The organism is Saccharopolyspora hirsuta, from assembly GCF_008630535.1.
Classification (GTDB): Bacteria; Actinomycetota; Actinomycetes; order Mycobacteriales; family Pseudonocardiaceae; genus Saccharopolyspora; species Saccharopolyspora hirsuta.
Genome location: NZ_VWPH01000002.1, coordinates 623,412 through 637,632, shown reverse-complemented (window position 1 = coordinate 637,632; position 14,221 = coordinate 623,412). Strand labels below are relative to the sequence as shown.

The following is a 14,221-nucleotide window of genomic DNA, read 5'->3' as shown; positions in this document are numbered from 1 at the left end:
GTGTCTCAGTCCCAGTGTGGCCGGTCACCCTCTCAGGCCGGCTACCCGTCGTCGCCTTGGTAGGCCATCACCCCACCAACAAGCTGATAGGCCGCGGGCTCATCCTGCACCGCCAGAACTTTCCACACACAAAGATGCCTTCATGTGTCGTATCCGGTATTAGACCCCGTTTCCAAGGCTTATCCCAGAGTGCAGGGCAGATTACCCACGTGTTACTCACCCGTTCGCCACTCATCCACACCCGAAAGTGCTTCAGCGTTCGACTTGCATGTGTTAAGCACGCCGCCAGCGTTCGTCCTGAGCCAGGATCAAACTCTCCAACAATGCTGTTGAACAATCCCAGCACACACTCAACAAACCCCCAAAAAAGAGGCCCGGAGCGTGATACTCAAAGAAACCACCAACCACCGAAATGGTCGGGGGCATACAAGAACACTAACCAAAACAGTCCGCTGTTGAGTTCTCAAAGAACACACCCACACCATCACCCACAACCCATTCTCGGGCCGTGCAGCTCCGGGGAGCATTTCCTCTGTTCGCTTTCGTGTCAACCACTCTAGACCATCCCGTTTTCCGGAGTCAAACCGGGGGGCGCTCTCGAGTCAAACCGGGGGGCGCTCTCGCTATTCCCACCCAATTCGTTATCTCGCGGATACCGAATGTCTTGAGTTATCAACACGCGCAAGCGATTCGCATTTTCAAAGTCTTGCTTTTCAAGCCCACCCACTCTACCACTCACGCGTGGGAGCTTGGTTCGTGGGCCCGTGTCTCGCCCGGCCCGGTTTTCCCGGCCCGTGTCGCGCTGACCTGGATAACTCTACACACCCCGAAACACCCCCTGAACACCACCCCCCTACGAAGGTCATCTTCGCAGGTCAGAGGTGATCTTCTGGGTTCCAGAGCAGAGGGTGCGCGCGGTACCGCCGGAAGCGTTGTCGATGTCCACGTTCGTGTGGTCCTGCTTCGTCGCCGCGATTCGCCCCGGACGCGCAGGTAGCCTCCCAGGCGACCGTCAGAACGGGGGTACGCAGTGGACACGACGCCGATCTACACCGAGCTGCGAAAGACTCTGATGGACCCGGAGGACCGCAACTGGGGCCCGAGCTCCCCTCCGGAGTTCGCTGCTGCGCTGACGGAGCGTGTGGAACGGCCCAAGGCGGAGTCGAAGAAGTCGGTGCGCTCCGCCCCCGGTCAGCGGGGCCGCTCCCGCCGCCACCGCGCCGAGGACTGATCCGGCTCAGCCCGCCAACCGGCGTTCGCGCTGCCGCGCCGGGTCCGGGACCGGGGCCGCGGCCAGGAGCCGCTGGGTGTACTCGTGCTGCGGGTCGCCGAGGACCTGCGCCCGGTCGCCCTGCTCCACGATCCTGCCGCGGTGCATGACGGCCACCCGGCGCGCCAGCAGGTTGACCACGGCCAGGTCGTGGCTGATGAACAGGCAGCTGAAGTTGAGCCTGGCCTGCAGCGACTGGAACAGCTCCAGCACCGCGTCCTGCACCGAGACGTCGAGCGCGCTGGTCGGTTCGTCGGCGATCAGCAGTTCCGGTTCCAGCGCCAGGGCGCGGGCGATGCTGACGCGCTGCCGCTGCCCGCCGGAGAGCTCGTGCGGGTAGCGCTGGCGGCGGGACGCGCCCAGCTCGACCGCGTCGAGGAGTTCGTCCACCCGCTTGTCCAGCTCGCGGCCCCGGGCGATGCGGTGCAGGCGGAGCGGTTCGGCGATGCTGTCCGCGATGCTCATCCGGGGGTCCAGGGACGAGCCCGGGTCCTGGAAGACGATGCCGATGTTGCGCCGCAGCGGGCGCAGGCGGCGGGCGGGGAGGCGGCTGATGTCCTGGCCGTTGAGCACGACGCGGCCCTCGGCCGGGGTGAGCAGGCGGGCCACGCACTTCCCGACGGTGGACTTCCCGGAGCCGGACTCGCCGACCAGCGCGAGGACCTCGCCGCGGTCGATGCGCAGCGAAACCCCGTCCACCGCGCGCTGGTTGCCGTAGTTGACCACCAGGTCCTCCACCGCGAGCACCGGCTCGGCCGGTTCGGACTCCTCGCCCTCCCCGATCTCCAGCCTGGGCACGGCGGCGAGCAGCGCTTCGGTGTACTCGTGCTGGGGAGCGCGGAACAGGTCGTCGACGGCGGCCTGCTCGACGACCTCGCCGCGGTACATCACCACCACCCGGTCCGCGAGGTCGGCGACCACGCCCATGTCGTGGGTGATCAGCAGGATCGTGGTGCCCAACCGGTCCCGCAGGTCGCGCAGCAGGGCCAGGATCTCGGCCTGCACCGTCACGTCCAGCGCGGTGGTCGGTTCGTCGGCGATCAGCACCTTCGGCTCGCAGGCCAGCGCCATCGCGATCATCACGCGCTGCCGCTGCCCGCCGGAGAGCTGGTGCGGGTAGTGCTTGAGCCGCCGCCGGGGTTCCGGGATGCCGACCAGGTCGAGCAGCTCCACCGCGCGCTCGCGGGCCGCCGCGGCGGAGGTGTCGCGGTGCAGCCGGATGGCCTCGACGAGCTGCCAGCCGATGGTGAACACCGGGTTCAGCGAGGTCATCGGCTCCTGGAAGATCATCGCGATGTCCTTGCCGCGGACCCGGCGCAGGTCCTGCTCGGACAGCTCGGCGCCGTCGAGCTCGATGCGCCCGGTGACCTCGGCGGTGCGCGGGAGCAGGCCGAGCGCGGACATCGCGGTGACGCTCTTGCCGGATCCCGATTCGCCGACCACGGCCAGGATCTCGCCGGGCGCGACGCCGAAGGTGACGCCGCGGACCGCTTCGGCGGTGCCGTCCTCGGTGCGGAACCGCACCCGGAGGTCGGTGAAGGAAAGCACGTCGCTCATCGGTTCCCCTTCGGGTCCAGTGCGTCCCGCAGGCCGTCGCCGAGCAGGTTGAAGCCGAGGGTCGCGAGCACCACCGCGATGCCGGGGAAGACCACCAGCCACGGGGCCTGCGCGAAGTAGGTCTGCGCGGAGGACAGCATCACGCCCAGCGACGGGGTGGGCGGCTGCACGCCGAGGCCGAGGAAGGACAGCAGCGCTTCGCCGATGATGGCCTGCGGGATCGCCACCGTGATCTGGATCAGCAGCGCGTTCACCGAGTTCGGCAGGATGTGCCGGAACATGGCCGTGGTGCCGCGCGCGCCCGCCGCGACGCTGGCGGTGACGTAGTCCTCCCCGGCCAGCCGCAGGGTTTCGCCGCGCACCACCCGGATCAGGTTCGGCACCTGGGACAGGCCGATCGCGATGGCCGCGTTCACCATCGACGCACCGAGCACCGCCGCGAGGCCGACGGCCAGCACCAGGAACGGGAAGGCCAGCAGGGTGTCGGTGATGCGGGAGACGACGGAGTCGACGACACCTCGGTAGTACCCGGCGATCAGCCCCAGCGGCACCGCGACCACGACCGCGAGCAGCACCGACAGCACGCCCACCACGATCGAGGCGCGGATGCCGTAGAAGACGCGGGAGAGCTGGTCGCGGCCGAGCTCGTCGCTGCCCAGCGGTGCGGCCAGCGACGGCTGCTGCAGGACGTCGTCGAAGTTCACCGCGGCCGGATCGCTCGGGGCGATCAGCGGTGCGGCCAGCGCCACCAGCACGAACAGCACCGACAGGACGAGGCCGACGACGCCGGTGCGGTGCCGCAGCAAGCGGCGCAGCACGCGGCGGGATGCTGCCCCGCCTCTCCGCGATTCACCGTGGTGGCCGCGTTCGGCAGTGACCTCGCGTTGCGAGGTTTCTTGTGGCTGGTTTGCGTCACGTTCCCCTGAGGTGCGGTTGTGCAGGGCTCGGGTTGGTTCAGAGCCGGGGTTGCTCATGCCGTACCTCCGCGGACTCGGATTCGCGGGTCCACCACCGAATAGAGCAGGTCGACGAGCAGGTTGACCACGATGTACCCGGCCGCGCTGACCAGCACCGCGGCCTGGATGACCGGGTAGTCGCGGGTGAACACGGCATCGACCATCAATTTGCCGAAGCCGGGCAGCACGAAGATCTGCTCGGTGACCACCGCGCCGGAGATCAGCGTGCCGAGCTGCAGGCCGAGGATGGTCAGCACGGTGATCAGGCTGTTGCGCAGGCCGTGCACGGCCACCACGCGCCACTCCCCCGCGCCCTTGGCGCGCGCGGTGCGCACGTAGTCGGCGTTGAGCGCGTCCAGCATGGACGATCGCATCTGCCGCATCAGCACCGCGGCCAAGCCGCTGCCCAGCACGAACGCGGGCATGATCAGCCGTTCCAGGTTGCCCAGCGGGGATTCGGTGAACGGCACGAAGCCCGAGGCGGGCAGCCAGCCGAGGCCGACGGCGAAGACCAGCACGCACATCAGGCCGAGCCAGAAGTTCGGGATGGACAGCCCGAACAGGGAGATGCCGTTGCCCAGCCAGTCCAGCGGTCCGCCGCGGCGCACCGCCGCGAGCACGCCGGTGGTCAGGCCGATCAGCGCGGCGAACAGCAGGCTGAGCAGGGCAAGTTCGAGGGTGACCGGGATCCGGCCGAGGATGATCTCGCCGATCGGCAGGCCGGTCTGCGCCGATTCGCCGAAGTCGCCCTGCAGCGCGCGGCCGATCCAGCTGAAGTACTGCGCGTAGACCGGCTCGTCGAGCAGGTAGGCGCGGCGGATCTCCTCGATCGCGGCGTCGTCGGCCTCGGCCCCGGCGAGCGCGACGGCCGGGTCGCCGGGCAGCGCGCGCAGACCGGCGAACACGACGAGCGAGACCAGCACCAGCGTCACCAGGGCCTGCAGGACGCGGTTGAGCGCGTAGCTGCGCAGCATCTCAACTCCCGGACTCGACGCGACCGGCGGTCTTCAGCCGCATGATCCCGTCGGGGTAGACCTCGACACCGGCCAGTTCGGCGGTGTGCGCGGTGTAGTACTGCTGGCGGTAGAGGTAGATGACGTTGTTGCGCTGCTGCAGCTGCTGGACGATCTGCTCGTAGAGCTGGCGGCGGCGGTCGGTGCTCTGCTCGGCGGCGGCCTGCTTGAGCAGCGCGTCGGTCTCGGGTGACGAGTAGCCGCTGTAGTTCTGCGCCGCGCCCTTCGCGTGCATGCCGGTGATGTTGCCGTCCGGGTCGGGGCGGCCGGACCAACCGATCAGGAAGGTCTGGAAGCGGCCCTTCTTGCCCGCGGAGATCGCGCTGGTCGACTCGCTCGGGCGCAGCACCACGTCGAACCCGGCTTCGGCGGCCATCGCCTGGATGACCTGGCCGACGCGGCTGGTCGTGGAGTCGTTCTGCAGCATCAGCTCGACGCGCAGCGGGGTGCGCACGCCCGCTTCGGCGAGCAGCTGCCGGGCGCGGGCCACGTCGTGCGGCGGGCAGGCCTGCGTGGCGGGGGTGGCGAACTCGCTGGTCGGCGGGATCGGGCCGCAGGCCGGTTGGTAGAGGCCGTTGAAGGCGATGCGGTTGAGCGTGCGGCGGTCGATGGCCAGCGACAGCGCCTCGCGCACCCGCGGGTCGTTGGCCAGCGGCCCGTCCACGTGACCGGGTTCGCCGTCGACGTTGCCGGTGTTCACGGTGATGCCCATGTACTGGATCGACGGCTGGTTGAGCAGCACCAGGCCCTGCTCGCGGGACACCACCGGCACGTCCGGCGGGCCGACCTCCCAGACCACGTCGAACTCGCCGGAGCGCAGGTTGGCGATGCGGATGTTGTCGTCCGGGACCGCCTTGTAGACCAGCCGGTCCAGCCGCACCGCGTCGCGGTCGTAGTAGAACTCGCTGCGCTCCAGCACGATCCGGTCCTGGGCGACGCGCTCGACGAACTTGAACGGGCCGACGCAGACCGGGTCGTCGGAGAAGTTCTCGCCGAGCTCGTCGAGCTTCGCCGGGGACATGATCATCCCGGCCCGGTCGGCGAGCACGGTGGGCAGCGGGGCGGACGGCTGCTTGAGCTTCAGCCGCACCGTGGTCGGGTCGACGACCTCGACGGAGTCGATCGCGGTGAGCTCGGAGCGGCGGCCGGAGGACGGCAGCTCGCGGTGCCGGTCCAGGCTCTTCTTCACCGCTGCCGCGTCGAAGGGGGTGCCGTCGTTGAACAGCACGCCGGTGCGCAGCGGGATGGTCAGCTCGCGGCCGTCCGGGGAGGTGCGCGGGAGCTCGGCGGCGAGCTGCGGGACCGCGCGACCGGTCGGGTCGACGTCGTAGAGCTTCTCGCACATGCTGTTGAAGACCTGCCGCCCGGCCAGCGTGGTGGCCAGCGTCGGGTCCAGCTTGTCCGGCTCCTGGTCCAGCGCGATCACGGCTTCGCCGCCGCGCACCGTGGGGGCCTGCACCGAGGCCCGCAGCTGACCGGCGGTCCGCTCGACGTCGACCAGCGGGCTGCAGCCGGTCGCGCTCACCGCCAGGGCCAGCAGGACCGCCGGAGCGAAACGTCTGAACCGCGCCGTCACCCGGGCCTCCCGCCAGCAAGAGGGAAAGATCGCGAGAACCGTATTTCGCCGGCGGTCGCCGTGTCCACATCCGTGATCATTCCGGCATCGCGCCGGAACCGGGTCGTCCGGTGCCGCAGCCGGTTCCGCCCCGCGGCGGGGCCGAGGTCAGTCGACGGCGGAGGAGAACAGCGGCAGCGAGACCGCGGAGGCCTTGGCCGGTTCCTTCTTCTCCGCGGGCGGCGGGTCGAGGCGCGGTTCGGGGGCGACGACCCCGGTCTCGACGACCTCGCCGTCCGGCTCGGGCTGCTCGACGGCCTTCTTGCTGAGGTGCTCGCGGGTGCGCTGGGCGGCCCCGCGGATCTGCTCGGTCAGCTGCTTGTTCGCGCGCCGGGTCTGCTCCTCCTCGCGCTCCTGCTGGCGAGCGGTGCGCGCGGGTTCCGGCTTCGGCTTGCGGGCCGCTTCGACGTAGCGGGTGAGGATGGCGCGCAGGTCTTGCGCGTGTTCGTCGTTCAGGTCGATTTCGTACGTCACACCATCCAGCGCGAAGGTAACGGTGTGGTTGGCTGGGGACCCGTCGATGTCGTCGACGAGTTCGACCTGAATCCGCTCGGCCATGATCACCTGTCTCGGGAACGTGCCCCGCCTCGATCCGCGACACTTGCAGGTAAGACTACTGCGAGTCCCGCCCACGTTGTAGCACGTGGCATCTCAGTTGTCTCGCTTCCAACCATAGAACAGCGGACCCACCTGCCGATAACCGCCAGGCGGGTCAGCGTTGCGATGGTGCGGGCAGCGCGACGAGCGAGAACGCACGGTAACCACCGCCGGGGCTATGCGGAAAGTAATCAAGGGCACATCGGAGAAAACTCCGGCGGTGGGTGGAACATTCTTCACGCGATAGTTTATTGTTCGCTCGCTCTTCTCCGCACGCGCAGTGCGGCGAAGGAGGGGAATCGAGCCGGAATCGAGGGTTACCGTGGCGCAGAAAGTCACCGTTCAGCTCGTCGACGATGTCGACGGCACACCAGCCGACACCACCGTCGAGTTCGCCTTGGACGGGGTGAGCTACGCAATTGACCTGTCCGCCGACAATGCCGCGAAACTGCGCGACTCGCTGGCGTCTTTCGTGGCCAGCGCGCGGAAGACCGGCGGCCGCAAGCGGACCGCGCAGAAGCCGGGCAAGGCGTCGAGCACGCCCACCGCGGCCGACCGGGAACGCAACCAGGCCATTCGGGAATGGGCCAGGAATCAGGGCATGCAGGTTTCCGACCGGGGCCGCATTCCCGCGGAGATCGTCGAGGCTTACGACAACGCTCAGTGAGCGCCGCCGCGGACGGCCGGCGAGAGGTCGGGAAACCGGCCGTCCGCGAAACCCGCGCAATGACGCCTCGTGTCCGGGCGGTGGACCTTCGGTAATTGCTCGCGTTATCGACCGGCCAGGAAGTCGGTGATTTCCCGGCGGGTCGGCATCGAACTGCTGGCGCCGTTGCGCTGCACCGACACCGCCGAACCGGCGGACGCCGTGCGCATCGCCTCGGGCATGTCGGCGCCCTCGCCGAGGGCCGCGCTGAGCACGCCGACGTAGGTGTCCCCGGCGGCCGTGGTGTCCACCGCCTCCACCGGGAAGCTCGGCACCTCCACGCGCGCGCCGTCCCGGTTGCCGTACAGCGAGCCGCGCGCACCGAGCGTGATCACCACCTCCGGGACCAGCTCCAGCAGCTTCGCCAGCGCCCGGTCCGGATCGTCGTCACCGGCCAGGATCGCCGCCTCGTGCTCGTTGGGCACCAGCAGGTCCACGTTCGACAAGATGTCCTCGGACAGCTCCGCGGCGGGCGCCGGGGTGAGCACCACGCGCACCCCGTTGCGCCGTCCCGCGGCAGCGGCCGCGGCCACGCCGGGGAACGGGATCTCCAACTGCAGCAACAGGCTCTGCGATCCGGCGATGAGCTCCTCGTCGCCCTCGGCGAGGTCGTCGACGGTGCCGTTGGCGGCCGGGACCACGACGATCGAGTTGCCGCCCCGGTCGTCCACCACGATGTGCGCGGTGCCGCTGCGCCCCGGCACCGTCCGCAGCCCCGCGACGTCCACATCGGACTCCTGCAGGACGCGGCGGATCTCGGCGCCGAACTCGTCCTCCCCGACCGCGCCGATCATGCGCACCTCGGCACCCGCCTTGGCCGCGGCCAGCGCCTGGTTGGCGCCCTTGCCGCCGGGCACGGTGTGGAACTCCCGGCCGAGCACCGTCTCGCCGCGCTTCGGCGCGGTGCCCACGTACGCCACCAGGTCCATGTTGCAGCTGCCGAAAACGGCCACAGTCGTCGTCACGTGGTTCATCATGGCTGATGAGGGCCCCCGGAGCGGCTGACGGGTCCGGGACCGCCCGACGACGTACCATGCCGACCAACCGGCGAGGAGAGGGCGAGACGCGGTGGACTATGCGGTGACAGCGGAGCTCACACCGCCGAACGGCGTGGTGGAGCTCGACCCGCTGCAGCAGGAGGGGATCGCGGCCGTGCTGGACCGCCACCTCGCGCTGGTCGAGGGGGTCTCGGGTCCCGGGGACGCCGACATCGACGTCCTGGACTACCGCATCACCGTGCACCCGGCCGGGGCCAGCGTGGTGCTCGCGCTCGACGCCCCGTCGCTGCTGGCCGCGGAGGACGCCGCCGCGTCGGTGCTCGACGAGCTGATCGGCGAGAGCGACGTGCTGGCGGGCTGGTCGGTGGCGCACTCGGAGGTGCGCATCACCGAGGACGAGTTCAACCGGCTGGCGGCCAGCGACGAGGCGTCGGACGTCGTCGACGAGCTGGAGGCCGCCGTCGAGGAGGCGCTGGAGACCTCGGCGGAGCCCGCGATGGACGCCGAGCAGTGGCGGGCCCGGTTCCTCGGGCTGGCGCCGCGGCTGCGGGCCTTCGGGCCGGAGGCGTTCGGCGGGCCCGGCGAGCCCGCGACGCTGGCGGCCGGGGCGCTGGTCCACGCGGTGCGGGTGGTCACCGACGAGGTGTTCTACGACGAGCTGGCGCTGGCGGTGAACAACGCGACGGTCGCCGACGCGGTCGGGCTGCTGGTCCTGGAGGAGCTCCCGCCCTGCTACGACCACCGCTACGACGCGTTCTTCGCCCGCGCGTTCGTGCTGGCCTCGACGCCGGTCGCGGAGCGGCTGACCGGGGCGTCGTGGACGCCGCCGCGCTCGGTGGCGGAGGCGCTGGCGCTGCGGTTGTTCGTCAACGAGGCGAGGGTGGCGCTGGAGGCCGCCGAGCTGATGAGCTGGGACGACAGCGAGGCGGTGTTCGAGGGCTTCGCCGCGCGGGCGTTCGGCGACCTCGACACCGGCGAGCTGTACGAGATCGACCTGCCGCTGGCCGGGGAGGTCGAGCCGGAGACCGCGGCGCAGGCCGCCAAGCTGGAGGCGGAGCTGCACTCCCGGGGGCTGGCGTTCGACCAGTGGTTCGCGCCGCGGGACGGGAACCCGGCCCAGCACCCGTACCTCGACTCGCTGTGAGCTGACCGCGTTGAGCAGGTCGGGGCACCTCTGCACGGTCGGGTGGTATTCCTATACCGCCCGGTGCTAACGTCGGTATTATTATACCGGAACTGATGCACGCGAGGTATCCGTGATCGAGCTGAAGACGCCCACCGAAGTCCAGCGCATGCACACCACCGGCCGCTTCGTGGCCGAGGTGCTCACCGAGGTCGGGCGGATCGCCGACGTGGGCGTCAACCTGCTGGACATCGAGCACCACGTGCGGGGCATGATCAAGCAGCGCGGCGCGGAGTCCTGCTACTGGGACTACTCCCCGTCCTTCGGCAAGGGGCCGTTCCGCAACGTCATCTGCCTCTCGGTCAACGACGCCGTCCTGCACGGCCTGCCGCACGACTACGTGCTCCGGGACGGTGACGTGCTCACCGCCGACATCGCGGTCAGCATCGACGGCTGGGCGGCCGACTCCGCGTGCACGGTCGTCGTCGGCACCGCCGCCGAGGAGGACCTGCGGATCATCCGCGCGACCGAGGAAGCGCTGGAAGCGGCGATCGGGGCGGCCCGCGCGGGCAACAAGCTGGGCGACATCTCGGCGGCGATCTGGGCGGTGGCCCGCGAGCACGGCTACCCGGTCAACACCGAGTTCGGCGGTCACGGCATCGGCCGCACCATGCACGAGGAACCGCACGTGCCTAACCGGGGCAAGGCGGGGCGCGGCATCAAGCTGCACCCGGGCATGACGCTGGCGCTCGAACCCTGGTTCGCCCGCACCACCGACCAGATCGTCTTCGACCCCGACGGCTGGACGATCCGCTCGGCCGACGGCTCGCGCACGGCCCACTCCGAGCACACCGTGGCGATCACCGACGACGAGCCCCTGGTGCTGACCCGCCGCGAATCGGAAGGCTCCTGAGCTCGTGAGTACTTTGCGGTTCTCTGGCCCCGCAAAGTACTCACGGCACCTGACCAGGCCAAACCGGCTCGCACGCTGAACCCCGGGATCTCCGGGATGCTGAAGGGCGCCTCGACCGGCTCTGGTCGAGGCGCCCTCCGGGGTGCTCGCTCAGCCCTGGTTGCGGACCGAGTAAGGGGGCACCGTGGCGCCGATGATGGTCGCCTCGTCGATCGTCTCCGGGCGGTACGACGACTTCGGGAACGCTTCGAGCATCACGTTCGTCGGGTCGTCGATCTGCTCCACCCGGCCGAAGATGAACGCCCACTCGTGCTCGTCGGAGCCGAAGTAGGCCACCGTGTCGAACACCGAGCGGAACCGGTTGTAGGCGCGGATCAGCGTCTCGTTGCGCCACACCGTCGGGCAGCCCGCCTGGAACGCGACGACCCCGCCCGCGGACAGCACCGACTGGCAGCGCTGGACGAACTCCAGGCCGTAGAGCCGGTTGTGCTGCCCGTCGGCGTCGTCGGCCCGCTCGTCCGGCAGGTCGACGACCACGATGTCGTAGCCCTCCGGCGGCGCCTGGTCGAGGAAGCCCCAGCCGTCCGCGTAGTGCAGCTTGATCGGCCCGTCGCCCTGCTCGGCGCGCGCCAGCTCCTCCGGGCTGTAGCCGTAGGGCAGGTGCTCGGCGCACTTGCGCACGCACAGCTCGTCGATGTCCACGTGGTCCACGCGGGTCGCCCCGGCGGCCACCGCCATCTGGCTGGCCACGCCCTCGCTGGAACCGATGATCAGCACGCGCTCGACCTGAGCGGCCAGCAGGAACGCGGGCACCATCATCGCTTCGTGGTAGACCAGCTGGGAGAACTCGGTGCTCTGCCGGTCGTCGTCGCAGAACAGCGAGACGCCCTGGCCGGTGCGGCCGATCACCACGTGCTGGTAGGGGGTGTCGCCCTCCCACAGCACCTCGTCGACCCGCCACAGGCGCTGCAGGTCGGCGCCCATCGGCTCCTTGATCCACCGGTGCCCGTCGAGCTCGATCAACGGTGCTTCCTCCTCGTATCGAATGTTCCAGGCTCGTCTTGCGTGGCGGTGCCGGTAGCGGAACCTCAGCGCCCGCCTGGACTCCGGGTGCCCTGACTCAGGTATGCCAATACACAGCGTCAGGGCCGTCCTCGCCAGGCGAACGCTGAGAACCCGCGGCGGTGCAAGCTGACAACGTGGGCTATGCGCCTGCGGCACCTAACGATCAGTGCCGGACGCCCTTCGCGGCCCCTGCTTACCGCCGGAAGCGGCTGACGCCGCTTGCCCGACGGCGGAGCGTTGACACGTACCGTCGCCGCAGTTGCTTCGGCGAAGCCGCCGACCACTCGCGGGTTCTGGTGGTTCAGCTCGGGTTCTCGTAGTCCCGGCCGCGTTGGATGGTCTGCACGTTCTGCGTCTCGGGGCGCAGGGCCTCGGCCAGCAGGCGGACCGCCAGCTCCGGCTTCGCGGTGTGCCCGCAGGTGAACACGTCGATGAAGATCGAACCGTCCTCCGGGTACGTGTGCAGCGAGGCGTGGGACTCCGACAGCAGCGCCAACACGGTGACCCCCTGCGGCTCGAACCGCTTGGCGATCATCTGGCACACCGTGGCGTGCGACCGGCTCAACGCGTCGTGCAGGGTCTCGCGCAGGAACTGCTCGTCGTCCAGCAGTTCCGGATCCACGCCCTCCAGCTCGGCTAGGACGTGCTGGCCGGTGAACAACCCGACCGGCGGTGTCCCGGTGTCAACGGACATCTATCGACCTCCCATCATTTCGCTCCAATTCCTGGTGTTCGCGGCGTTCCGGGCACCCTCGCCCGGGACCGGGCGATCACGGCTGCTGATCGCCGTCGACGCAGTACGTGGGCAGCGGGGTGAACCCGTTGAAGCCCACGGAGGAGTAGCTCGCGGTGTAGGCGCCCGCGCTGAGCAGGTCCACCCAGTCACCGCCGCGCAGCGTGCGCGGCAGCTCGTAGCGGGTCCGCTGGTAGAGCACGTCGTCGCCGTCGCAGGTCGGACCGGCCAGCACGACCGGGCCCACCTCGTCGCCGTCGCGGGACGTGCGCAGCCGGTAGGTGATGGCCTCGCCCTCGGTCTCGGCCAGCCCGTTGTAGCGGCCGATGTCCAGGTAGACCCAGCGGGACTCGCCGTCGCAGGAATCGGTGACCAGCACCACCTCGCTGCGCAGCACGCCCGCGTCGCCGACGACGAACCGACCCGGTTCGACGAGCAGCTCCGGGCGCTCAGCGCCGAAGTGCCGGTCCAGCGATTCCTCGATGCTGCGCACGTAATCGGCCAGCGGCGGCGCGGACTCGGTGTAGGCGGCGGGAAGTCCGCCGCCCAGGTTCACCATCCGCAGCTGCAGCCCGCGCTCGGCGCAGGCGGCGAAAACCTCGCGGGCGGCGCTGATCCCGTGCTCCCAGGCCGCGGGCTCCAGCTGCTGCGATCCAATGTGGAACGACACGCCGTACGGGTCCAGGCCGAGCTCCCGGGCGCGCACCAGCAGCTCGACGGCGGTCTCCGGCAGGCAGCCGAACTTGCGGCCGAACGGGGTCCGGGACCCCTTGTTGTCCACCAGCACCCGGCAGAACACCTGCGCGCCCGGCGCGACCTCGGCGATGTTGGCCAGGTCGGCGGCGCTGTCCGTGGCGAACAGCCGGACGCCCTGCTGGTGAGCTCGGGCGATGTCGCGGCGCTTCTTGATCGTGTTGCCGTAGGAGATCGCCTCCGGGGCAGCCCCCTTGGCCAGGCAGAGGTCGATCTCGCCGGGGCTGGCGACGTCGAACGAGGAGCCGAGCGCGACCAGCTCACCGACCACTTCGGGCGTGGGATTGGCCTTGACCGCGTAGCAGATGCGAGCATCGGGCAGGGCCGTCCGCAACTGCCGGTAGCGGTTGCGCACCTGCGCCAGATCCACGACCAGGCAAGGGGTTTCGGGCCGTTGCCGGTCCAGGAAAGCCTGGATCGCATCCGGAGCTGCGCCGGTCTGCTGCGCGGTGCCGCTGGGGCGGTCCGTCACACCGGTGGTGGCGGACAGATCGGTCAATCCCGGTACCTCCGTCTCGGGTGGTGGGGTGGGGGGTTTCCGCCGGGCCGATCCCCGCCGGAGCGGGTGCCCGAAGTGCTCAACTGCGACCGAACACGGTACCCCCCTCACGGAGAGATTTCGAACCGCGCCCACCTGTTCCCCCGGAAAGTCGAATGCGGTGTGAGCACACCCACGAATTCGCGGTCCGGACGTCGCGTTGCGTGTCCGGGCACCGACGTCCCGTGAACCGTTTCCGCTGCGCGGAGCGCCTGCGGCGGAGGTCACCCCGAGCAGTTCGCATTCGCGCGGAATCGCCGCATTCACGTGGATTTCGCGCGGAGTTGCCCGAACCCCGGTGGCGCGATTCTCCTCCGCGGAACTCGATTTCCGCCGGGAATTGACGGCACCCCAACGACTTCCGGGGAATCGGGGCAGTTCGGG

13 protein-coding genes and 1 rRNA gene are annotated in these 14,221 nt (G+C 69.7%); 4 read left to right on the top strand and 10 right to left on the bottom strand.

From position 1 onward, the window contains the following. Positions 1-324 (bottom strand): 16S ribosomal RNA (locus F1721_RS06070); the annotation flags it as partial. Between the two features lie 706 nt (positions 325-1,030). Here F1721_RS06070 and F1721_RS06065 point away from each other — a divergent pair. Next, complete coding sequence (locus F1721_RS06065) at positions 1,031-1,231, top strand: hypothetical protein (protein WP_150065518.1); 201 nt, start codon at positions 1,031-1,033, stop codon at positions 1,229-1,231. A 6-nt stretch (positions 1,232-1,237) separates the two neighbouring features. Here F1721_RS06065 and F1721_RS06060 read toward each other — a convergent pair whose 3' ends face one another. The 5 genes from F1721_RS06060 to F1721_RS06040 form a co-directional block, all read right to left on the bottom strand. Then, a complete protein-coding gene (locus tag F1721_RS06060; RefSeq protein ID WP_150065517.1) occupies positions 1,238-2,827 on the bottom strand; it encodes an ABC transporter ATP-binding protein in 1,590 nt (529 codons plus the stop codon). Then, the gene (locus tag F1721_RS06055; protein WP_246154298.1) at positions 2,824-3,645 is read right to left on the bottom strand and encodes an ABC transporter permease; all 822 of its coding nucleotides are present in this window, start codon (positions 3,643-3,645) and stop codon (positions 2,824-2,826) included. The genes F1721_RS06060 and F1721_RS06055 overlap by 4 nt, the downstream gene beginning before the upstream one ends. A 152-nt stretch (positions 3,646-3,797) precedes the next feature. Further along, complete coding sequence (locus tag F1721_RS06050) at positions 3,798-4,757, bottom strand: ABC transporter permease (protein WP_150065515.1); 960 nt, start codon at positions 4,755-4,757, stop codon at positions 3,798-3,800. 1 nt (position 4,758) lies between these two features. Next, positions 4,759-6,372, bottom strand: coding sequence for an ABC transporter substrate-binding protein (locus F1721_RS06045; RefSeq protein WP_150065514.1), 1,614 nt, complete (start codon positions 6,370-6,372; stop codon positions 4,759-4,761). Positions 6,373-6,519: 147 nt separating this feature from the next. Continuing rightward, positions 6,520-6,969, bottom strand: a complete 450-nt coding sequence (locus F1721_RS06040) for a histone-like nucleoid-structuring protein Lsr2 (RefSeq protein ID WP_150065513.1) — start codon at positions 6,967-6,969, stop codon at positions 6,520-6,522. A 361-nt stretch (positions 6,970-7,330) separates the two neighbouring features. Here F1721_RS06040 and F1721_RS06035 point away from each other — a divergent pair, with 361 nt between their 5' ends. After that, the gene (locus tag F1721_RS06035; RefSeq protein WP_150065512.1) at positions 7,331-7,675 is read left to right on the top strand and encodes a histone-like nucleoid-structuring protein Lsr2; all 345 of its coding nucleotides are present in this window, start codon (positions 7,331-7,333) and stop codon (positions 7,673-7,675) included. Positions 7,676-7,779: 104 nt separating this feature from the next. On the opposite strand, the gene rbsK is transcribed toward F1721_RS06035, so the two are convergent. Next, complete coding sequence (gene rbsK, locus F1721_RS06030; RefSeq protein ID WP_150065511.1) at positions 7,780-8,679, bottom strand: ribokinase; 900 nt, start codon at positions 8,677-8,679, stop codon at positions 7,780-7,782. A gap of 115 nt (positions 8,680-8,794) precedes the next feature. On the opposite strand from rbsK, the gene F1721_RS06025 reads away from it, so the two are divergent. Further along, complete coding sequence (locus F1721_RS06025; protein ID WP_246154296.1) at positions 8,795-9,856, top strand: hypothetical protein; 1,062 nt, start codon at positions 8,795-8,797, stop codon at positions 9,854-9,856. Between the two features lie 112 nt (positions 9,857-9,968). Continuing rightward, positions 9,969-10,748, top strand: coding sequence for a type I methionyl aminopeptidase (gene map / locus F1721_RS06020; RefSeq protein WP_150065509.1), 780 nt, complete (start codon positions 9,969-9,971; stop codon positions 10,746-10,748). Between the two features lie 150 nt (positions 10,749-10,898). On the opposite strand, the gene F1721_RS06015 is transcribed toward map, so the two are convergent. The 3 genes from F1721_RS06015 to F1721_RS06005 form a co-directional block, all read right to left on the bottom strand. Beyond that, positions 10,899-11,771, bottom strand: coding sequence for a spermidine synthase (locus F1721_RS06015; RefSeq protein ID WP_150065508.1), 873 nt, complete (start codon positions 11,769-11,771; stop codon positions 10,899-10,901). 343 nt (positions 11,772-12,114) lie between these two features. Then, positions 12,115-12,507, bottom strand: coding sequence for an adenosylmethionine decarboxylase (gene speD / locus F1721_RS06010; protein ID WP_150065507.1), 393 nt, complete (start codon positions 12,505-12,507; stop codon positions 12,115-12,117). A gap of 76 nt (positions 12,508-12,583) precedes the next feature. Continuing rightward, positions 12,584-13,798 carry a type III PLP-dependent enzyme gene (locus F1721_RS06005; RefSeq protein ID WP_150065506.1) on the bottom strand — a complete coding sequence of 405 codons (1,215 nt, stop codon included), beginning with the start codon at positions 13,796-13,798 and terminating at the stop codon, positions 12,584-12,586. Positions 13,799-14,221: the final 423 nt, after the last annotated feature.

Coding starts and splice junctions, on each gene's coding strand:
- F1721_RS06060 (WP_150065517.1), bottom strand. CDS start 2,827: ATGAGCGACGTGCTTTCCTTCACCGACCTCCGGGTGCGGTTCCGCACC.
- F1721_RS06040 (WP_150065513.1), bottom strand. CDS start 6,969: ATGGCCGAGCGGATTCAGGTCGAACTCGTCGACGACATCGACGGGTCC.
- F1721_RS06050 (WP_150065515.1), bottom strand. CDS start 4,757: ATGCTGCGCAGCTACGCGCTCAACCGCGTCCTGCAGGCCCTGGTGACG.
- speD (WP_150065507.1), bottom strand. CDS start 12,507: ATGTCCGTTGACACCGGGACACCGCCGGTCGGGTTGTTCACCGGCCAG.